Origin of the sequence: Streptomyces sp. NPDC093600, from assembly GCF_044764755.1 — a bacterium.
In the GTDB taxonomy this organism is placed as follows: Bacteria; Actinomycetota; Actinomycetes; order Streptomycetales; family Streptomycetaceae; genus Streptomyces.
Genome location: NZ_JBIWIU010000011.1, coordinates 170117 through 189801, shown reverse-complemented (window position 1 = coordinate 189801; position 19685 = coordinate 170117). Strand labels below are relative to the sequence as shown.

Annotated in this window: 16 protein-coding genes and 1 tRNA gene; 9 read left to right on the top strand and 8 right to left on the bottom strand. The window is 73.5% G+C overall.

From position 1 onward, the window contains the following. Nucleotides 1-23: 23 nt before the first annotated feature. The 3 genes from ACIRB4_RS25470 to ACIRB4_RS25460 form a co-directional block, all read right to left on the bottom strand. On the bottom strand, nucleotides 24-1511 hold the full coding sequence (locus tag ACIRB4_RS25470; protein ID WP_403294477.1) for a cellulose binding domain-containing protein: 1488 nt from the start codon (nucleotides 1509-1511) through the stop codon (nucleotides 24-26). Nucleotides 1512-1652: 141 nt separating this feature from the next. After that, the gene (locus tag ACIRB4_RS25465) at nucleotides 1653-3065 is read right to left on the bottom strand and encodes an ATP-binding protein (protein ID WP_403294476.1); all 1413 of its coding nucleotides are present in this window, start codon (nucleotides 3063-3065) and stop codon (nucleotides 1653-1655) included. Next, complete coding sequence (locus tag ACIRB4_RS25460; protein WP_403294475.1) at nucleotides 3062-3769, bottom strand: response regulator transcription factor; 708 nt, start codon at nucleotides 3767-3769, stop codon at nucleotides 3062-3064. The genes ACIRB4_RS25465 and ACIRB4_RS25460 overlap by 4 nt, the downstream gene beginning before the upstream one ends. 78 nt (nucleotides 3770-3847) lie before the next feature. On the opposite strand from ACIRB4_RS25460, the gene ACIRB4_RS25455 reads away from it, so the two are divergent. Beyond that, nucleotides 3848-4402 carry a hypothetical protein gene (locus ACIRB4_RS25455; RefSeq protein ID WP_403294474.1) on the top strand — a complete coding sequence of 185 codons (555 nt, stop codon included), beginning with the start codon at nucleotides 3848-3850 and terminating at the stop codon, nucleotides 4400-4402. A gap of 13 nt (nucleotides 4403-4415) precedes the next feature. Here the strand turns inward: ACIRB4_RS25455 and ACIRB4_RS25450 are convergent, their stop codons facing one another. Both ACIRB4_RS25450 and ACIRB4_RS25445 read right to left on the bottom strand, forming a co-directional pair. Then, nucleotides 4416-5291 carry a spermidine synthase gene (locus ACIRB4_RS25450; protein ID WP_403294532.1) on the bottom strand — a complete coding sequence of 292 codons (876 nt, stop codon included), beginning with the start codon at nucleotides 5289-5291 and terminating at the stop codon, nucleotides 4416-4418. A gap of 174 nt (nucleotides 5292-5465) precedes the next feature. Continuing rightward, a complete protein-coding gene (locus ACIRB4_RS25445; protein ID WP_403294473.1) occupies nucleotides 5466-5906 on the bottom strand; it encodes a hypothetical protein in 441 nt (146 codons plus the stop codon). A 225-nt stretch (nucleotides 5907-6131) separates the two neighbouring features. Between ACIRB4_RS25445 and ACIRB4_RS25440 the strand changes: the two genes are divergently transcribed. Then, nucleotides 6132-7424 carry a tetratricopeptide repeat protein gene (locus ACIRB4_RS25440; protein WP_403294472.1) on the top strand — a complete coding sequence of 431 codons (1293 nt, stop codon included), beginning with the start codon at nucleotides 6132-6134 and terminating at the stop codon, nucleotides 7422-7424. Between the two features lie 41 nt (nucleotides 7425-7465). On the opposite strand, the gene ACIRB4_RS25435 is transcribed toward ACIRB4_RS25440, so the two are convergent. Continuing rightward, on the bottom strand, nucleotides 7466-8059 hold the full coding sequence (locus ACIRB4_RS25435) for a histidine phosphatase family protein (RefSeq protein ID WP_403294471.1): 594 nt from the start codon (nucleotides 8057-8059) through the stop codon (nucleotides 7466-7468). A gap of 498 nt (nucleotides 8060-8557) precedes the next feature. On the opposite strand from ACIRB4_RS25435, the gene ACIRB4_RS25430 reads away from it, so the two are divergent. The 6 genes from ACIRB4_RS25430 to ACIRB4_RS25405 all read left to right on the top strand — a co-directional run bounded on the left by ACIRB4_RS25430 (nucleotide 8558) and on the right by ACIRB4_RS25405 (nucleotide 14058). Then, the gene (locus ACIRB4_RS25430; RefSeq protein WP_403294470.1) at nucleotides 8558-9748 is read left to right on the top strand and encodes a hypothetical protein; all 1191 of its coding nucleotides are present in this window, start codon (nucleotides 8558-8560) and stop codon (nucleotides 9746-9748) included. A 34-nt stretch (nucleotides 9749-9782) separates the two neighbouring features. Then, nucleotides 9783-11372 (top strand): hypothetical protein, encoded by a 1590-nt coding sequence (locus tag ACIRB4_RS25425; protein ID WP_403294469.1) that lies wholly within the window; start codon nucleotides 9783-9785, stop codon nucleotides 11370-11372. 33 nt (nucleotides 11373-11405) lie between these two features. Continuing rightward, on the top strand, nucleotides 11406-12734 hold the full coding sequence (locus ACIRB4_RS25420; RefSeq protein ID WP_403294468.1) for an AAA family ATPase: 1329 nt from the start codon (nucleotides 11406-11408) through the stop codon (nucleotides 12732-12734). A 100-nt stretch (nucleotides 12735-12834) separates the two neighbouring features. Continuing rightward, nucleotides 12835-13191 (top strand): hypothetical protein, encoded by a 357-nt coding sequence (locus ACIRB4_RS25415; protein WP_403294467.1) that lies wholly within the window; start codon nucleotides 12835-12837, stop codon nucleotides 13189-13191. Nucleotides 13192-13358: 167 nt separating this feature from the next. Then, complete coding sequence (locus ACIRB4_RS25410) at nucleotides 13359-13994, top strand: bifunctional DNA primase/polymerase (RefSeq protein ID WP_403294466.1); 636 nt, start codon at nucleotides 13359-13361, stop codon at nucleotides 13992-13994. Then, nucleotides 13985-14058, top strand: a tRNA-Lys gene (locus tag ACIRB4_RS25405). The genes ACIRB4_RS25410 and ACIRB4_RS25405 overlap by 10 nt, the downstream gene beginning before the upstream one ends. Before the next feature lie 119 nt (nucleotides 14059-14177). Here the strand turns inward: ACIRB4_RS25405 and ACIRB4_RS25400 are convergent. Beyond that, the gene (locus ACIRB4_RS25400) at nucleotides 14178-15404 is read right to left on the bottom strand and encodes a M6 family metalloprotease domain-containing protein (protein ID WP_403294465.1); all 1227 of its coding nucleotides are present in this window, start codon (nucleotides 15402-15404) and stop codon (nucleotides 14178-14180) included. 734 nt (nucleotides 15405-16138) lie between these two features. Between ACIRB4_RS25400 and ACIRB4_RS25395 the strand changes: the two genes are divergently transcribed. After that, a complete protein-coding gene (locus ACIRB4_RS25395; protein ID WP_403294531.1) occupies nucleotides 16139-17848 on the top strand; it encodes a putative bifunctional diguanylate cyclase/phosphodiesterase in 1710 nt (569 codons plus the stop codon). 143 nt (nucleotides 17849-17991) lie between these two features. On the opposite strand, the gene ACIRB4_RS25390 is transcribed toward ACIRB4_RS25395, so the two are convergent. Further along, nucleotides 17992-19677 carry a glycosyl hydrolase family 18 protein gene (locus ACIRB4_RS25390; protein WP_403294464.1) on the bottom strand — a complete coding sequence of 562 codons (1686 nt, stop codon included), beginning with the start codon at nucleotides 19675-19677 and terminating at the stop codon, nucleotides 17992-17994. Nucleotides 19678-19685: the final 8 nt, after the last annotated feature.

The window sequence follows — 19685 nt, the reverse complement described above, 5'->3', positions numbered from 1 at the left end:
GGTGTGGTGGTCCTGGTCGGCGGTCAGTTGTAGGCGGAGAAGGCCCTGGTGAAGGCCAGTGGCTGCTGGAGGATCGAGGAGCAGGTGGCGTCGGCGTGGTTCACGGCGCCGGCCGCGCACTGCTTGTCGCGGGTCGAGGACCACATCGACAGCCAGCCGATGCCCTTGGACTTCGCGAAGTCGACCAGCTGGGTGGCGTCGTCGACCCTGAAGATCTCGGTCGTGACGTCGTTGACGCCGATCATCGGGGTGACGGCGACGGTCTTCCAGGAGGCCGCGTCGGAGAGGCCGAGGACGCTCTTGATCTGGGCCTGGGTGGCGGTCGCGGCCTGGATCGCGTACTGGCCCATGTCGCCGCTGTAGGCGGGTCCGTAGTCCATCGCCATGATGTTGACGGCGTCGACCCGGACACCGTTCCGGCGCGCGTCGGCGAGCAGGTCGACGCCCGGCTGGGTCAGGCCCTCGGGCATGACGGGCAGGGTGAAGGAGACGTTCAGGCCGGGGTGGGACTTCTGGAGCCGGGCGATGGCCTGGGAGCGGCGGGTGTTGGCGGCGGTGTCCGGCAAAGCCGCGCCCTCGATGTCGAAGTCCACCTTGGTCAGCTTGTACTGGTCGACGACCTTGCCGTAGGCGGCGGCGAGATCGGCGGCGGTCGCACAGTTGAGGGCGAGCTCACGGCCCGCGGCGCCGCCGAAGGAGACCCGGACGTCACCGCCCTTGGCCCGCAGGGCGCCGATCTGGGCCGCGACCTTGTCGTCGGCGAGGCCGGTGATCCCGCCCCACAGCGGGGCGCAGGCGCCGCCGGAGGTGATGAAGGCGAGGTTGAACTCCTTCACACCCGTCGCGGCGGCGGTGGCGAGCAGGTCGTACGCAGGATGGAGGGAGGTGTCGACGTACGGCGCGTACTTCGCGGCGGTGGCGGGTGAGCCGGTGGCGGTCGCGGTGGGTTTCGGGGAAGCCGTCGGGGTGGCCGGCCGGCTCGGCGTGGCCGACGCGGTGGGGGTCGCGGAGGACGTCGGTGCGGCGGTGGCCGTGGGCTGCCCGGTCGGGCGGCCGCTCGGGGTCGGGGTGGCGCCGCCGACCGAGCAGGCGGCCTTGTTGATCAGGCAGTCGGCGGGGTCGCCGGCCTCGCCGGCGGCCGAGGTCACGAAGCCGACGGTGACGGACTGGCCGGGGGCCAGCCGCTTGTTCCAGCTCGCGGGCGTCACGGTGACGTGACGGCCGGAGACCGTGTGCTCGCCGTTCCAGAGGGAGCCGACGGTCGTCCCGGCGGGCAGGTCGAACTCCAGCGTCCAGTCCGACTGCGCCGTGGAGGTCTCGTTGGTGATGACGTACTGGCCGGTGTAACCGCCGGTCCAGGAGCTGGTCCTGGTGTAGGCGGCGCCGACGGCCGCCGCCTGGGCGGTGCCGGTGAACGCGAGGACCGCGCCGCCGATCACCGCCGCCGCGACGACCGCGCCGACGGCCTTGGTCCTGCCGCTCGCCGTGCGCCGGTGCGAACTGGTGCCCATCGCGTGCCTGCCTCTGTGCCGGGGGTGGGGGGTGGGTGCGGCAGCACGCTAGCGAGGGGGAAACGGACAAATGCGTACGGGGAGTGCAGGGTTCAGGATTCTTAGGCTCCGCTTAAGGGAGCCATCGGGAGGGCGAAAGGTTCAGCCGTCCGAGGCCCTGCGGAGGCCCGGCCCGCCCCGTCTGCGGCGGCCCTCCCGCTGTCCGCGCCGGCCTCCCGTACCGCCCGAGCGCCTGCCGTCGAGCCCGATCCAGACGCGGACCTCGGTGCCCCCGAGGACGGAGTGGCCGATGCGGACGTCACCACCCGTGGACTCGGCCATCCGGCGCACGATGTCCAGACCGAGGCCGGTGGAACCGTCACGGTGGCCGCTGTTGCCCCGGGCCAGGGCGGCCGCCGGGTCGGCGATGCCGGGCCCGGCGTCGGAGACCAGGACGATGACGGCGTCGTCGCCGTTGTGGACGTCCACGGAGAAGGCGGTGCCCTCGGGGGTGTGGCGGAAGACGTTGCCGAGCAACGCGTCCAGGGCGGCGACGAGTTCGGGCCGGGCGACCGGGATGCGCACCGGCCGTTCGACGCCCGCCACCCGTACCTTGCGGTCCTCGTCCTCGGCGAGCGCGGACCAGAACTCCATCCGTTCCCGTACGACTTCGGAGGCGTCGCACCCGGCGCCGGGCCCGGCCGCCCGCGTCTGCGGCTTGGCGTCCCTCGCCGTACGGATGATCGTGTCGACCTCGCGCTCCAGCTGCTCGACGGCGGCCCTGGTCTGCTCGGCGGCCGGACCGGAGCCGAGGGAGGCCGCGTTGAGCCGGAGCACGGTCAGCGGGGTGCGCAGCCGGTGGGAGAGGTCGGCGGCGAGCTCACGCTCGTTGGCGAGCAGCTGCACGACCTGGTCGGCCATGGAGTTGAAGGCGATCGCGGCCGACTTGAGCTCCGGCGGCCCCTCCTCGGGGACGCGGGCGCCGAGCTTCCCCTCGCCCAGGTCGTGGGCGGCGCCGGCGAGCCGCTGGGCGGGCCGGACCATCCGTACGCCGAGCCGGTCGGCGACGGCGACCGAGCCGACCATCAGCGCGACACCGACCCCGGCCAGGACCAGCCAGGCGGTGGCTACGCCGTTCGACACCTCGCCCTCGGGCACGAAGAGTTCGACGATGGCCACCTGTCCCGAGCTCAGGGCGGTGGGCTGGAGCAGCGCCGAGCCGCCCGGGACCTCGGCGATGGTGGCCCGCCCGAGCTTCCGCGTGGTCCGCAGGTCCTCCTCGCTCGCCCGGCGCGTCCCGATCTCCAGGGCCTTGCCGCCCGGCTCGTCGGCGGCCGGGACATGGACGGCCATCCGCCCGGCGGCCCCGTCCTCGGTGGTGGCGACGGCCCGGTCCAGCTCCTCGCGGTCGGTGGTGATCGCCAGGACCGGAGCGAGACCGGCGGCGCGCCGCTCGGCGTTGGAGAAGGCGCGGTCGCTGGCCATCTCCCTGACGACGAGCCCGAGCGGTACGGCGAAGGCGACGACGACCATGGCGGTGACGGCAAGCGCCACTTTGACGAGCGCCCATCTCACGGCCGGGTCTCCCGGGGCGGCTCCAGCTTCACGCCCACTCCGCGCAGTGTGTGCAGATAGCGGGGGCGGGCGGCCGTCTCGCCCAACTTCCGCCTCAGCCATGACAAATGTACGTCGATGGTCTGGTCGTCCCCGTAGGACTGCTGCCACACCTCGGCCAGCAGCTCCTTGCGGGGCACGACGACCCCCGGCCGGCCGGCGAGGAAGGCCAGCAGATCGAACTCCCGCCTCGTCAGGTCGAGCGTGGCCCCGTCGAGCTCCGCCTGGCGTCGCAGCGGGTCGACCGAGAGACCGCCCACCCGGAGCACCCGAGACGGCGGCGCCTCCCCGGCGGCCCGCGACCGGCGCAGCACGGCGGCCATCCGCGCGGAGAGGTGCTCCACCGAGAAGGGCTTGGTGAGGTAGTCGTCCGCGCCGTCGTTGAGGAGCCGGACGATCTCCGTCTCGTCGTCCCGCGCCGTCGCGATGATCACCGGTACGTCGGTGATCCCGCGCAGCATCTTCAGCGCCTCGGCCCCGTCGAGATCGGGCAGACCGAGATCCAGGACGACCACGTCGAACCGGAAATGGGCGACCTCGCGCAGCGCCTCCAGGGCCGTGCCGACGCTCCGTACGGTGTGGGATTCCGCAGGCAGCGCAGTCAGATGCCGGATGAGGGCGGAGCGCACGAACTGGTCGTCCTCGACCACGAGCACACTTGCCATGGCCCGCACCGTACGCCATACGGGGGAACGGCCGGGAGGCTCCACCCTCCGGTGGACCGGTGCGCACGGTGGTGCAGTATGGCCCGGATGCGTAGAGGACTTGTTCACGCCCTGGCGTGGTCGCTCGCCACGGGCGCGGCGGTCACGCTCTCGTGGTGGGGCGTGCACTCGGTACTGGCCGGCACGGCCTACGATCCGCCGCGCGCCCTGCCCATCCCGGCCGGCAGCACGGGAACACCACCCGCCGGGGCGGGTGACCCGCTCGCCTCCTCCACCCCTCGCCCCACCACGCCCCCGGCCTCCCCGAGCACCGAGCCGCGCACGACCGACAGGCCCACGAAGGCCCCGGCCCCGACACCGTCGCGCGAGCCGGCCGCGTCGAGGCCCGGCCCGGAGCGGAGCCCGGACGGCGGCAGCGTGAAGAGCTACGCCGTGGACGGCGGCCGGGTCGTCTTCGACCTCGGCCCGGCCTCTGCCGAGCTGGTCTCGGCGACCCCCGCGTCGGGCTGGCAGATGCAGGTCTGGAAGCAGCCGACCTGGATCCGGGTCACGTTCACCAGGGACGGCCGCGAGCTGTCGGTCTTCTGCGTCTGGCACGACACGGCGCCACGGGTGGAGATCGAGGACCGGTAGGGGTCGAGAGGCCTTAGCGGAACGCGGACGGCGGCGGTACGGGGGAGGGCCTGGCGCTGGCGTCGGTGACCGGGGACGCGCCGCCGGTGAAGTCGGCGAGCGCCCTGCCGTGTTCGACCCGCCCGGGGTGCGGGTCGGTCGCCACGCGCCGGGTCAGCTCGGCCACCGGAAGCTCGCGGTCGGAGGCGAGCAGCACGGCGTTGCCGAAGCGGCGGCCGCGCAGCACGGTCGGGTCGGCGGTCAGCGCCAGCTCGGGGAAGACGGTGGCGGCGGTCGCGATCTGGCCGCGCAGGTGGGTGAGCGGCGGCCCGTCGGCGAGGTTGGCTGCGTAGAAACCGCCGGGCTTCAGGACCCGGCGGACCTCGGCGAGGAACTCCGTACTGGTCAGATGCGCGGGGGTGCGGGCGCCGCTGAACACGTCCGCGATGATCAGGTCGGCCCATCCGTCCTGCACCTTGGAGAGCCCGGCGCGGGCGTCGGTGGAGCGGACCCGGATGCGGGCGGCCGCGTCGAGGGGGAGTTCGCGGCGGACCAGCTGGACCAGTGGGCCGTCGAGCTCGACGATCTGCTGGGTGGACCGGGGCCGGGTGGCGGCGATGTAGCGGGCGAGGGTGAAGGCTCCCCCGCCGAGGTGCACGGCCTGGACGGGCCGGTTGGGCGGGGCGGCGAGGTCGGCGATGTGGCCGAGGCGCCGCTGGTACTCGAAGGAGAGATGGGCCGGGTCGTCGAGATCGACGTGCGACTGCGGTGCGCCGTCGATCAGCAGCGTCCAGCCGCGCGGCCGCTCCCGGTCGGGTATGAGTTCGGCGAGCCCGCCGTCGACGGTCTCGACGACGGCGACGGCGCCCGCCACCCGTCCTCGCTGCTTGTTCCTGGCCACACCCCCCATTATCGGCACTGGCGAGGAACGGTTGCTCGGGGGAGGTGCGGCGGGGGCGAGGGGCCCGGGGGGCGTGGGGGTGAGGGCGAGGGGCCCGGGGGGGGGGCGGAAGCGCGTGGCGCGGGTGGCGGGAGCGCGTGGCGCGTGGCGTGGGAGCGTCGGGCGCGATTCGCCCGGCCGTCCTCAGCGGCAGCCGTCGGCCGCCTCGATCAGGCGGGCCGCCTGGCCCAGGGCCTCGCGGAGCACCGCCGGGTCCGTGACCTCGCCCGCGTCGCCTGGAGGCAGCAGCCAGCCCGCGGGGCGGGGGGCGCCGCCGGCGGCCGGCTCGGGGAGCTCCGGCAGCTCGGCGATGCGAAAACCGCGGCCTGAGGTCTGCGTACAGGCGCTGCCCGGCATGTCCCAGCCTTCGGCCGTGCCGGGCGGGACCAGGAAACCGAGGGTGTGGCAGGCCCCGTCGTGCACCACCGGGCCGACCGCAGGGGCGCCGCCCCGGCGCAGGATGTCGACGGCCTCGAGCCCCTGCCGGACGGGCACGGTCACCAGGTCGCAGGCCTCGCCGTGCGGGGTGCCGGCTTCCGGGGTGGGTGCGTGCCGCTCGGTCGACCGCGATCCGATCTCCATCATGGGGACCCCTCCTCGCTCCTGAGAAGACACGTTCCGTCTCTCCGCATGGTTCAACGCCCGTGCGCGTCAACGGCTACGGCGGCACGCCGCCGCAAAGGATGGCAGTTCATGGCAGATCGCGAGCGAGATATCCGATTTGTAGCCAAACTCCGCGTGTGCGCCCCGTCACAGCAGGTACGTTCTTGCCCCGCCGGAACACCGGCAGCACCAGGAGAGGGCTCGGCCATGGCGATGTCACGGGCAGTTCCCAATCTCGCCTTCCGCAGGCTCCGGGGGCAGCAGTCACCGGCGGAGTTCGCCGCCGCCGTCCGCCGGGCCGCGCGGGAGATCGGCGAGCAGGTCGCGTGCGACGCCCGCTACATCGGACGCGTGGAGGCGGGCGAGATCCGCTGCCCCAACTACGCGTACGAGCGGGTGTTCCTGCACATGTTCCCCGGTCTGGGCCTGGCGGACCTGGGCTTCTCGGCGCGGGAGACGGTACGCGGCCGACGACGGTCCGCCGTCGCGGCCGGAGCACCGCTCGTACCCGCCATCACGACCCGGAACGATGAGGAGAGCGACGTGCTGCGTCGCGCATTCATGACGAGCGGCACCGCCACCGTGGCGGCCGCCTCGCTGGGGCTGGGCGGCACGGCCGCCGCGATCCCCGCCCCCCGCGCAACCCACAGGATCGGCGAGACAGAGGTGAGGGCTGTCGAGGAAGCCGTCCGGCGGATCCGGCTGCTCGACGACCGGCACGGCGCCGAGGGGCTCTACAAGGCGGCCGCCCAGCCGCTGCGGGCGGCGTACGCCCTGCTCGACGCGGGCACGGCGACCCGCCGTTCCACCGAGGACCGGCTGCACGCGGGCGCCGGCGAACTGGCCATCTCCGTCGGCTGGCTGGCCCACGACTCGGGCCGCCTGGACGACGCCCGCTCCCACTACGCCGAGGCCCTCGCCACCGCGCGCGTGGCCGGTGATCCGGCCCTGGAGGCACACGCGTTCTGCAACACGTCGTTCCTGGCCAGGGACGCGGGGCGGTACCGGGAGGCGGTCCGGGCGGCCCAGGCCGGGCTGCGTGCGGCGCAGCCGCTCAACTCGGCCCGGCTGCTCTCGCTGCTCACCCTGCGCGAGGCGGGAGCGTGGGCGGGGCTCGGTGACCGGGCCGCCTGTGAACAGGCCCTCGGCCGCGCGCACGGCCTCTTCGCCCGGGGCCCTGTGGACAGCGACCCGGAGTGGATGTCGTTCTTCGGGGAGCCGGAGCTGGAGGCGCTGGAGGCCCAGTGCTGGTCGGCGCTGGGCGAGTGGGCCCGCGCGGCCCGCCACGCCCACCGCGCGACGGTCCTGCAGAACCCCCACTTCGCCCGCAACCTCGCCCTCTACCGCGCCCAGTTGGCGAGCGACCTCGCGCACGCGGGCCGCCGGGAGGAGGCGGCGGAGGAGGCGAAGCGCGTGGTGGACGCGCTGGGCGAGGTCCAGTCGTCCCGTATCCGCCGCATGCTGGCGGCGACGCAGCGGGTCCTGGCGACGACCTCCTGACTCCGGCCGGCTCCCTCCCGGCCTCCGGCCGGACGCAGGCCCTATTCCAGGTGGCCCGTGTCGTTCCAGCGCTCCACCGCGGGCGCGCCGTAGGCCCAGCCCAGGACCGACAGACTGGTCGGGTCGAGACGGATGCGGGAGCCGAAGGAGATGTCCTCGCCCAGCCAGCGGGCACCGATCGTCCGCAGGATGTGGCCGTGCGCGAAGACGAGCACGTCCCGGTCCGCCGACCGCGCCCACTCCACGACCTCGTCGGCGCGGGCGGAGACCTGTTCGCGGGTCTCCCCCTCGGGGACGCCGTCGCGCCACAGCAGCCAGCCCGGGGCGAGTTCCTGGATCTGGGCCGGGGTGAGGCCCTCGTACGCGCCGTAGTCCCACTCCATCAGCGCGTCCCACTCCCGCGCACGCTCGCCGAAGCCGGCGATGTCGCAGGTCTCACGCGCGCGTGCCAGCGGGCTGGTACGTATCTCCAGCTCCGGCAGGCCGCTCCACGGCGCCCTGTGCAGCCGTTCACCGAGCAGCTTCGCGCCGCGCCGGCCCTCGTCGAGCAGGGGGATGTCCGTCCTGCCGGTGTGGCGTCCGAGCAGCGACCATTCGGTCTGGCCGTGCCGGGCGAGCAGGATGCGCGGTGCCATGAAGGCTCTCCCTGGGGTACTCCGGGTTCACAAGCGGGTGCTCCCCCATCATCGCCCACGTGAACGCGGAGCAACGCCCGGGCGTTGCGCTCGCCTGCGGCGACCGCGCCAGGAGACGGTCGCGAACGGCTGCGACGCGGCTCGGGTCCGCGGTTTCAGGCGCCCGCGAGGCGGCTCGGGCCTGCGGTTCCGGCGCCCGCGGGCGGCTCGGACCGGCAGCTCCCGGCGCCCGCGGGCGGCTCGGACCCGCAGTTCCAAGCGCCTGCGGGCGGCTCGCGGACGGGGTGCTCCAACCCGGGCGAACCGGGTCTTCGTCCTCGGTCGGACCGGGTCCTGCGTTCCCGGGTGGACGGGTCCTTCGTCGCGGGCGGACGGGGTGCTTCACCCGGGTCGGGGCGGGGGCGTGGCGCCCGCGGCTGGGTCCTCCCTCCCCGGGCGGACCGAGTCACTCCCCCCGGTCGGACCCATGTGTCAGTGGCGGATGCGAGACTTCCGCGGGTGAGCGAATCCCTGGGCAGCGGAGCCCCTCGGCCTCCGCAGACGACACTCCGGCATGGGGCCTCCCCCGCTCCGGCGAAGCCGAGAGCGTGGGAGAGGCTCGCCGAGCTGCGCGGACCGGCCGCCGTGCCGCATCCGCTGGATGCGCGGGCGCTGGCGGCGCTGGCCGCCAACCCCGGCTGCCGGCGGCGCGCGCTGCTCGACGGCGCCGGGGTCGACAAGGGCGCGCTGGCATCCAAGCTCGGTGCTCCCGCGGCGTTCGGTCAGTCGCAGTTCGCGTTCATGCGGGGCAACGCCTTCGAGGCGAAGGTCAAGGCGGACGGCGGCCGTGAGCTGCTGCGGCTGCTCGGGATCGACGAGCCGGGGACGGTGCGGGTGCCGGATCTGGCGGCGGCCGGGCCCGAGGGGCGGGCGGCCCGCACGGCGCTCGCGCTGCGCGAGGCGACCGGGGCCGGCGGGTGGGCGCTGCTCGACCATCCGATGCTGGCCCTGGAGGTGGCGGGCTCCCCGGCCTATCTGGAACCGGACGCGGTCGTGGTCCACCCCGACGGGCGGTGGACGGTCGTGGAGATCAAGTCCTTCCCGATGATCGACGGTTCGGCGGACGCATCGAAGGTCGGCGCGGCCGCCCGGCAGGCGGCGGTGTACGTCCTGGCCCTGGAGCGGGTGGCGGCGCTGACGCGGGGCGCGGCGGTGGCGCACTCGGTGCTGCTGGTCTGCCCGAAGGACTTCTCCAATCTGCCGACCGCCTCGGTGGTGGACGTGCGCAAGCAGCTGTCGGTGACCCGCCGTCAGCTGGCCCGGCTGACCCGGGTGGAGGAGATCGCGGACGCCCTGCCGGAGGGTGTCACCTTCGATGTGGAGGGGTGCTCGGCGGAGCAGCTGGCGCAGGCAGTGGAGGCGGTGCCGCACGCGTACGCGCCGGAGTGTCTGTCCGCCTGCGAGCTGGCCTTCCACTGCCGTGAGCAGGCGCGGCTCGCGGGCGCGGTGGAGGCGCTCGGCCGGTCGGTACGCGGTGAGCTGGGCGGGTTGACCACGATCGGGGAGGTCCTGGCGGCGGCCCGGGGCGAGGCGGGCGACCCGGACGATCCGACCGTGGAGGCGGTCCGCCGGGCGGCGGCGCTCCGTGCGGAGGCGCTGGCGTGCGCCCCCGCCCGGGTTCCGAGGGAGGCCGTCGAATGCCCCTGCTGACTACGCACCCGCGCGCCACCGGAGAGGTCCCCGCATGTCGCTGATCTCCACCCTCGCCCGTCTGGAGGCCGTCGAGTCGGGGCGGGCCCAGCCGCTGGCCACCGTCCGGCACCGGCATCTGTCGGACCGGCCCCTCGTCCTCGTGCCGCTGACCACGGCGGGCGAGGCGGGCGCCCCGCTCGGGGCCCTGGTCGGCACCGACCGCGACGAGCCGCGTCTGCTCGTGGTGGCGCAGCCGCGCGACCGGGATCTGCGGTTCGCGTTCCTCGCCGACCTGGCCGGGGAGGTCCTGCCGTACATCGACTCGTTCACCGGCGTGGTCGAGGCGGCGGAGCGGAACGAGACGGACCCGGAGACCGGTAAGAAGGTGAAGGTCGAGGTCGAGCTGTGCGCGGACGCGCCGCAGCTGATCGTGCCGAGCCGGGCGGGCATCGAGTACGTACGGCTGCTCGGGCGGTCGATGCGGTTCCGGCGGACGGCCGAGCAGGATCCGGAGACGCCCTTCCCGGCGCCGCCGCGGGTGCCGCTCCTCGGCCGCTGGCTGACGCACTTCGGGGAGCGGGCCCGTGTGCCGGGCTCCTCGCTGCTGCTGTCGGCGACGGATCTGCTGAACCGGCACTGGGCGACGGGCCAGTCCTCCCTGGAGGACCAGCACCTGGGGGCGCTGCTGGCCTGGATCGATCCGCCGGAGGGTGAGTCGGGGGCCGAGGCGGCGCTCCGTGCCGAGCTGGCCCGGGACGGCGACGGGCAGTTGCTCTGCCCGCCGGCCGGCCCGGCGACGGACCCGGCCTTCGACAACCGGCTGCTCGCGCCGGCGATCGAGCGCTTCGACCGGGCCCGGCAGGCGCTGGCGTCGGCCGAGGACGGGGAGAGCGCCGACGAGCGGCTCGGTGAACTGCACCGTGCGGAGCGGGAGATCCGCCGGCTGATCGTCTCGCAGCTGAAGCCGACCTGGGAGGCGGTGTGGCGGTCGCTCGATCTGTTGCGGGAGCTGCCGCGGGGGGCGCGGGTGGCGGACCGCTGGACGCGCGACCGCTGGTCCTTCACCGGGCATCGCGACCGGGTCGTGGCCGGCGAACCGCCGCAGCCGCGCCGGGACGACGCGGTGACGGCGGCCCAGAAGCTGGCGGCGCGCGAGTCCGCGCAGGGTCAGCTGGAGGCGCAGGAGGCCCTCGACGATCCCCTGGTGCTGGCCGGGCGGCGGCTCGCGGGCGAGGCGTTCGTCGCCGAGGTGGTGGAGGTGACGATGGCCTGGTCGGAGTCGAAGCGCCCTTCGCCGCGCCCGCTGCTGACGGTCCGTACGGACGACCGGCCGCATCTCGGGGAGCGGATGAAGGTGTACCGCTCGTTGGAGGGCAAGCCGCAGACGGCCGAGTTCGTACGGTACGAGGAGGACGGCTCGCTGGTGCTGCGGGTCACCGACCGGATGGGGCGGTCCAAGGAGCCGGCGGAGGGGTCGGTTCCGGAGAAGGGCGAGCGGATCGCCTGGACGCTGTTCGAGCACGACCAGCGGGTGGGCGCGAAGCTGCCGGACCCGGAGGAGACGCCCTGGACGCACGGCGGGCCGCCGCGCTCCGACGCCGCCGAACTGCCCGACGCCGTGACCGTGGAGGACGTGCTGTGACCGAGGACGTGCTGTGACCGTGGAGGACGTGCTGTGACCTTCGATCCTTCCGCCGAGGCCGCCCGGGCGACGGACGGCATCCTGGCCGACACCCTGCACGGCAGCGCCCGCGGTGTCGTCGTGGACTCCCCGCCCGGCGCGGGCAAGTCGACGCTCGTCGTGCGCGCCGCGCTGGAACTGGCCGCGGCCGGGCGGCCGTTGATGGTCGTCGCGCAGACGAACGCACAGGTGGACGATCTGGTGCTGCGGCTCGCGGAGAAGCAGCCGGATCTTCCGGTGGGCCGGCTGCACTCCAACGACAGCGACCCCTACGACAAGGCGCTGGACGATCTGGAGAACGTACGCAAGTCGTCGAAGGCGGGCGACCTGGCCGGTCTGGACGTGGTCATCTCGACGGCCGCGAAGTGGGCGCATGTGAAGAACGTCGAGCCGTGGGCGCACGCGATCGTGGACGAGGCGTACCAGATGCGTTCGGACGCGCTGCTCGCGGTGGCGGGGCTCTTCGAGCGGGCGCTGTTCGTCGGCGACCCGGGGCAGTTGGATCCCTTCTCGGTGGTCGGCGCGGAGCAGTGGGCGGGGCTTTCGTACGACCCCTCGGCCAGCGCGGTCTCCACGCTCCTGGCGCACAATCCGGAGCTGCCGCAGCACCGGCTGCCGGTGTCGTGGCGGCTTCCGGCGTCGGCGGCGCCGCTGGTGTCCGACGCGTTCTATCCGTACACGCGGTTCCGCAGCGGTACGGACCACGGGGAGCGGCGGTTGACGTTCGGGGTGGCCTCGGACGGCTCGGGCCCGGACCGGGTCCTGGACGAGGCGGCCGCGTCGGGGTGGGGGCTGCTCGAACTGCCGGCCCGGCACACCCCGCGCACGGACCCGGAGGCGGTACGGGCGGTGGCGCTGGTGGTGCGCCGGCTTCTGGACCGGGGCGGCGCCGCCGTCTCGGAGCGGGGCCCCGACCCGGTGCCGCTGACCGCCGACCGGATCGCGGTCGGCACGGCACACCGCGACCAGGCGGCGGCGGTCCGGGCGGCGCTGGCGGAGCTGGGTGTCGTGGGCGTGACCGTGGACACCGCGAACCGCCTCCAGGGCCGGGAGTACGACGTGACGGTGGTTCTCCACCCCCTGTCGGGCCGCCCGGACGCCACGGCCTTCCATCTGGAGACGGGCCGCCTGTGCGTCCTGGCCTCCCGCCACCGCCACGCCTGCGTCGTGGTCTGCCGCGCGGGCGTCGCGGACCTCCTCGACGAACACCCGTCGACGGAGCCGGTCCAGCTGGGGGTGACGGTGAAGTTCCCCGACGGCTGGGAGGCGAACCACGCGGTCCTCTCCCACCTCTCGGAACACCGCGTCACGTGGAGCCCCTGACCGCCCGGTCGGCGGCCTCCCGCCCTCTTGCGCGAGGCGGGACAATGGAAGGTGACGGCCCGGGTGTCCGGGCCGTGTGTGTGCGAGGAGGAGAAGGACGATGGCGGAATCCGCGGAGCGGAACGGGCAGCGGCGGCTCCGGCCCGCACCGCTGATCTTCGAGCCTGCCGAGGCGACCGCCGACCCCGAGCACTTCTTCGACCTGGAGTCGATGGACGACCCGCGCGAGCTGCTGAGCCGGGCGACCGAGCTGACGCTCGCCTTCCGAGCGGCGACGGACCGGGCGATCGAGTTCCAGGCGATCGCGGCGGCCCAGCTGACGGACCCGCGGCGGTTCGACCGGCTGACGCCGGCGGACGTCGCCGAGCGGGCGGAGTGGACCGAGGACTACGCCCGCAAGATGATCGAGTTCGGCCGGGATCTGATCCGCCAGGGCGACCACGCGCCGGAGGGCTGAGCCGGATTCTTCGGCGGCCCTCCCGGCCCCGGCATGCCTCGCGGACGCGCCACCGCCACCACCCGGGGGCATATGCCGGGGCGAAAGATACTCCTCCGCTCCCCTCCCTGTCCGGGTTTCCGGCAACTCTGGGAAACGTCACGGTCACTGACGGTAGACCTGGCTCCATGAGCGCATGGCTGCGAGACGACTCCCCGACCGACCGGTCCGACATCTTCCGGTTCCTCCGCGAGCAGGACGAGGGGCGGCACCACACCGCCCACGTCACGCCCGACGGAGCCGGCTGGCTCGCCTCCGCCGCCTCCTACCCGCGCTCCACGCTCGCGCTCTGGGAGGCCAGGCCCACCGCCCCGGCAGTCCTGTCCTGCGGGACCGTCTTCGACGTCGTGAACGTGGACACGATCTTCGGGCGCCGGATGCTCGACCGGCTCTGGGCGGAAGGCCCCGGCACCGGCCCCGTCGCCCTCCACCGCGGCCGGATGCTGCTCTTCGCCGCCCCGGGGACCGCCCAGCGGTTACCGGCCCTGCTCGACTGGGAGGAGTGGGACGACGCCGTGCCCCGGCCGCTCTGCCACGGCACCGGCGACGCCGTGACCATCCCCCCGCTCACCCCGCTCCAGCCCGGCGGCCCCCGCTGGGTCGTCGCCCCCGACACCCGCCACCCATGGCTCCCGGGACCCGAGGTCATGCTGTGGGCCTGCGTCCGGGCGGTCCGCGCCGCCTCCGCCGCCGACGTGCGGATATCGATTTTTCCTCCCGCCGATCAGGGTGCTAAGGTCTACGACGTCAGCAGGCGCCGCTAGCTCAGTTGGTTAGAGCAGCTGACTCTTAATCAGCGGGTCCGGGGTTCGAGTCCCTGGCGGCGCACAGACGGGAAAAGCCCCTCGCGAGAGCGAGGGGCTTTTTCGTGCGCCGGGGACCAAGTGCCGGCGCCCGCACGCGCACCGGGGCCGCGTGACGACGCCGAGCGGCCAGGGCCCCGCGCCTCAGGTGCGGCTCTCCTCCACCGTCACCTTCACCGTCCACACCCCCGCCCGGGTCCGGTCCGCCACCTCCACCCGCGTCCCGTCCTCCGGCACCGTGAACGTCTCCCCCACCGCCAGCGGCGCGTCCGCCAGTGGCGGGTACACCGAGCGGTCCCAGCACGCCTCGGTCCGCGGGTGGGTGTCCATGACCTCGATCGGCCCGTTCCCGGACGCGGCCTCGTTCCGCACGCGGTAGATCAGCACACCCTCCGTACAGGTGTCCTCGTCGTTGCCGGTCGCCGCGCGGGCCTCGATCGCCAGGGCGGAGCCGGGGCCCGTCCGTACGACCGCGAGCCGGGTGCCGAGCGTGCCGCCCGCCACCGGCGCGGCCGCCAGCGGCTCCAGGCTGAGCAGCCGGGAGCCCGGCCCCTGGACGCAGGCCACCTGGCGCCGCTCCAGCCAGCCCAGCTTCCACTTGTGCCAGCCGAAGAGGTCCGGCGCGAGGCCGAACTGGCTGCCCATGACATCCCAGTCCCCCACATGGGTGTCCCAGTCGCCCTTGCCGTCCGTCGGCCGGTGGTAGAGGTCGGGCAGGTCGAAGACGTGCCCGGTCTCGTGGGCCAGCACGTTGCGGTCCGGCGGATGCCGCTCGAAGACCGTGACGACCCGCTTGATGTCCGTACCGTCGACGGTCAGCGGACGGTCGAGGTTGACGACCTTCGTGGCGTCGGAGTCCACTCCCGGCGCGTCGGGGTCCGCGACGAGATAGACGATGTCGTACCGCGAGAAGTCGACCTTCCCGTTCGCCGCCGCGATCGCGTCGCGCAGATACTGCGTCCGCCGGCCCGTGTCCCAGTCACGCTGTATCTCGTAGGCGGTGGAGGCCCGCGGCATGGCGATCCACTCGCGCTGCGGGTGCGCGCGCAGCGTGAACCGGCCGTACGAGGCGCGCCGGAAGAAGTCGGTGGTGCCCGGGAAGTAGTCCGCGACCAGTGCGTCGGTGCCGGTCAGCGGGGTGGAGTCCGGGAAGGACAGGAAGATCATGACCGCGTCGAGGGTGCGGGTGGGCTTGGGGTAGGAGCCGTTCCAGGTGTCCAGGCCCAGGGAGTGGTGGGCCGCGGTACGGGGCAGGGCGCACGGCCCCGCGGAGGGGGCGCCCACGGCGGGGCCCGCCACCAGGCCGGTCGCGGCGAGCGCCACGAGAGAGGTGAAGGCCGCCGCCGAGGCACGCAGCGACGGTCGCTCCACTCCCTCGGGTGTCTGCTGACCCCTCACATGGACCTCCGGCTACGGAATGCGGGACACCTCACCCACCTTGTGATGATTTGCGGCATTTCGCACTATTCCGCTGCCCCAGTCGAGTGAGGGGGCACCGCCGGGTCGACGCGACACGCCCCTACAAGGCTCACGGAAAGTCACATTCGGTCACGTCGTCGACGCCCCGCGTCAGACCCGCGCAGAAACGATCGGGCAGGGGTCAACGAAGCGCGACTTCGCCCCTCCCGAGGGGCGGGACGACCGCCCTGGAGCTGGATCGGTCCCCCGGACAGCCTCTATGATCGGCACACTTTGCCTTGGCCGACCCATCCCGACCACATCTGTACGGCCCAACTGCGCTAGGGGAGCGAGCGGTGAGCGGAACCCCCGAACGACCGGTGCACACCCAGCTCTCGCCCGCACGGGAGCCCACGCCTCCGATCACGGAGCGTCACCCCGACCCCATGGCCGAGGGCGGCCGGCGGGCGGGCGCGGGCTCCCCCAAGGGCACGGGCACCGCCTCCCGGGCGGGCGCGACTCCCCGGACGGGCGCCTCCAGGACAGGGGCGGCTCCCCGGGCGGGCACGGACGACCGTACGGGCGCGGCTCCCCGGACGACGGGTACGGCGCCCCGGGCCGGTGGGACCCCGCGCGCGGGGTCCCACCCCCGGACCGCCGCCGAGCTCCGCGACTACCGCGCCGCCTTCCGCGCCGCCCAGCTCGCCATGGCCGTCGTCGACCAGGACGGCGTCGTCGTCACCGCCAACGACGCGCTCGGCGCGCTCTTCGGCACCGACGCCGGCTCGCTGCGCGAGCAGGCCGCCGCCGATCTCGTCGACCTGGCCTCCGACGGGCGCACCTGGCACGCGTACCGCGAGGTGCTGCGGGGCCGCCGCTCCCGCTTCCGCTGCACCCGCCGGCTCAAGCACCCCGACGGGCGTTCCCTGTGGGCCGAGATCACCGTCTCCCCCGTCCCCGACAGCCGCCGCGTCCTGCTCTCGATCGCGGACATCAGCGACCGGCGCGAGCTGCAGGCGCGGCTGCGCCACCTCCAGATGCACGATCCGGTGACCCGGCTGCCCAACCGCACTCTGTTCTTCGAGCGCCTCTCGGCCGCCCTGGAGGCCGCCGCGCAGGAGGACGAGGGCCCGGAGATCAGATCGTCGTACGAGTCGTACGGGCATGGCGGAACAGGGCGGATCGGTCTCTGCTACCTCGATCTCGACGGCTTCAAGGCGGTCAACGACACCCTGGGCCACCGTGTCGGGGACCGGCTGCTCGCCGCCGTCGCCGCCCGTCTGACGGAGTGCGCGGACAGCGACGGGTACACCAGGAGCGGCGGACATCTGGTCGCGCGGCTCGGCGGTGACGAGTTCGCCATCCTGGTCGAGGACTCGACCGGGACGGAACAGGTCGCGGACCTGGCGCAGTCCGTCCTGTGCGCGCTTCAGCAGCCCTTCGACCTGGCCGGGCAGCGGCTCTCCGTATCCGCCTCGATCGGTGTGGTGGAGCGGGGCGCCCGCGGAACGACCGCGACGGGGCTGATGCAGGCCGCCGACACGACGCTGTACTGGGCGAAGGCGGACGGCAAGGCCCGCTGGACGCTCTTCGACCCCGAGCGCAACGCGCACCGGATGACCCGGCAGGCGCTCTCCTCGACCCTGCGCCCGGCGGTGGAGCGCGGCGAGTTCGCGCTGGAGTACCAGCCTCTGGTGGGGATGGCCGACGGCGTGGTGCGCGGGGTGGAGGCGCTGGTGCGCTGGAACCACCCGCAGTTCGGCTCGCTCGCGCCGAATCGGTTCATCGGGATCGCCGAGGAGGACGGTTCGATCGTCGAGCTGGGACGCTGGGTGCTGCGGACGGCGTGCACCCAGGCCCGGCAGTGGCAGAAGGACCATCCGCGCGAGCGTCCGCTGTTCGTGAGCGTCAACGTGGCCGTACGGCAGGTGTGGGACTCGGACCTGGTGGCGGATGTGGCCGGGATCCTGGCGGAGACGGGCCTCGCGCCGCATCTGCTGCAGCTGGAGCTGACCGAGTCGGCGGTGATGGGCTCGGCGGGCCGCCCCCTCCAGGCGCTCCAAGCCCTGAGCGACATGGGTGTGCGGATCGCCATCGACGACTTCGGTACGGGCTATTCGAACCTGGCGTATCTGAGCCGGCTTCCGGTCTCGGTCCTGAAGCTGGACGGTTCGTTCGTCCGCGGCTTCCAGGACGAGGCGCACGCCAACCCTGCGGACGAGCTGATCGTAGAGGCGCTGGTCCAGCTGGCGCACCGACTGGGCCTGACCGTCACGGCCGAGTGTGTGGAGACCTCGGGCCAGGCGACGCGGCTGCGCCGGATCGGCTGTGACACGGGACAGGGCTGGCTCTACTCCCGGGCGGTGGCCCCGGACCGGATCGCGGAACTCATCGGGGTCGCGCCGCTGCGGGTGTGACGTGCGGGAAGCCCCGGGAGACCGCAGGAAACCCCGGGAAACCGCGGGAAACGCTGGACTGCCCCCGGCCGGTGGGACAACCGGGCGGGGGCAGTGGTCATGTCAGCGAGGAACGAGGCGGCTCTCGTCAGCAGGGCCTCTCGTCAGCAGGCGCCCTGGTCCCTCCAGACGCCCCACTCGCCGGTCGTGCCCGGCTCCTCGTTCTGGGTCCACCACTGGGCCTTCCACGTGCGGCCCTTGTGGGAGACGAGCGCGCCGCCGTTGTAGACGGTGCCGGCCGCGTACGCCGGGGCGGAGCAGCCCGTGGGCGTGGTGGGGGTCGGGGTGGGCGTCGGTCCCGTGGTGGGCGGGGTGGTCGGCGTCGGCGTCGGCGTCGGGGAGGTCGGGGAGGAACCGACCGCGGCGACGATGTCGTTGAAGAGCGTCGCGTTCGCGTCGAGGCCGAGGAGCGAGTACATCATCGCGCCCGCCAGGCCCCGCTGGTGGCCGTAGTCGGCGCGGGCCTGGATGGTCCGCTTGTCGAGGCCGGTGAAGAACTCGCCGTCCTTGTAGAAGTAGGCCGACTTGGCCTGGTCGTCCCAGAAGGTCGTCGCCGCGTTGTCGACGATGCCGCCGAGCTCCTTGTAGTGCGCGATGCCCGCCTGCTGGCTGACCGGGCGGGCCGCCGAGGCGCCGGTGGCCGGCTGGGCGAGGCCGTTGGCCGAACCGGCCGGGACGCCCTTCCAGCCGCGGTAGTAGAACTCGTAGCCGAGCGTCAGCTTGTTCGCCGGGAAGCCGCCCGCGATGCCGTAGGCCGGCTTGCCGTCGATCCAGGCGTCGATGGCGTTGTCGATCGAGTACTTCTCCGTGCCCGGCGCGATGGGGTCGGTCGGGTCGTTCGCGCCGGAGTACAGCGGCGACTGGTGGTACGTCGGCCCGTCGCCGTCCCAGGCGCCGTGCATGTCGTACGTCATGATGTTCGCGTAGTCGAGGTACGCGCCGATCTTGTCCGTCTCGATGTGCCTGATCTTGTCCTGGCCGGCGGGGAGGGCCGCGGTCAGCAGGTACTTCTTGCCGCCGTTCGCCGCTCCGTACGCGTCGAGCTGCTTGCGGAACTCGGCGAGCAGCAGGGTGAAGTTGGCCTTGTCCTCGGGGCCGTAGTGGTTGCCGAGGTGGCCGTCGGGCGAGCCGGGGTACTCCCAGTCGATGTCGATGCCGTCGAAGATGCCGGCGGCGGTGCCCGGACCGCCGTAGCCGCCCTCGACCGGCAGGTCGCCCTGGATGTACTGCTTGACGCAGGAGGCCACGAACTTCTTGCGGCTCGCGTCCGTCTTCGCCGCGTCGTGGAAGTACTTGGAGTAGGTCCAGCCGCCGAGCGAGATGTTGATCTTCAGATGGGGGTGCTTCGCCTTCAGCTCCTTGAACTGGTTGAAGACGCCCACGATCGGCTGGTCCCACTTGTCGGCCACACCGTCGACGCTGTCCGCGGCCGAGAAGGAGCGCTGGTAGTCGGCGTACGAGTCGCCCGCGCCGTCACCGGCGTTGGGGTTGGCGTCGTCACCGGCCGCCTTGTTGGCCTCGAAGCAGGTGAGCTCGGTCGGGTGGATGTTGCCGAACGAGTAGTTGATGATGTCGAGTTTGCCCGCGATGCCCCGGGTGTCGAGGTGCTTGGGATAGAAGGCGTTCCCGTACACGCTCCACTGGTCGTAGTACGCGATCTTCACACCCCCGGTGGAGGGGGCGGCGGTGTCGGCCGCCTGGGCGGAGCCGAGCCCGACGGTCGCGGCGAGCGCGCCGGCGGCGAGGGCCGTGCTGAGCAGCGCGGCGATCACTGGCTTACGGGGGTGCACGTGCGGCC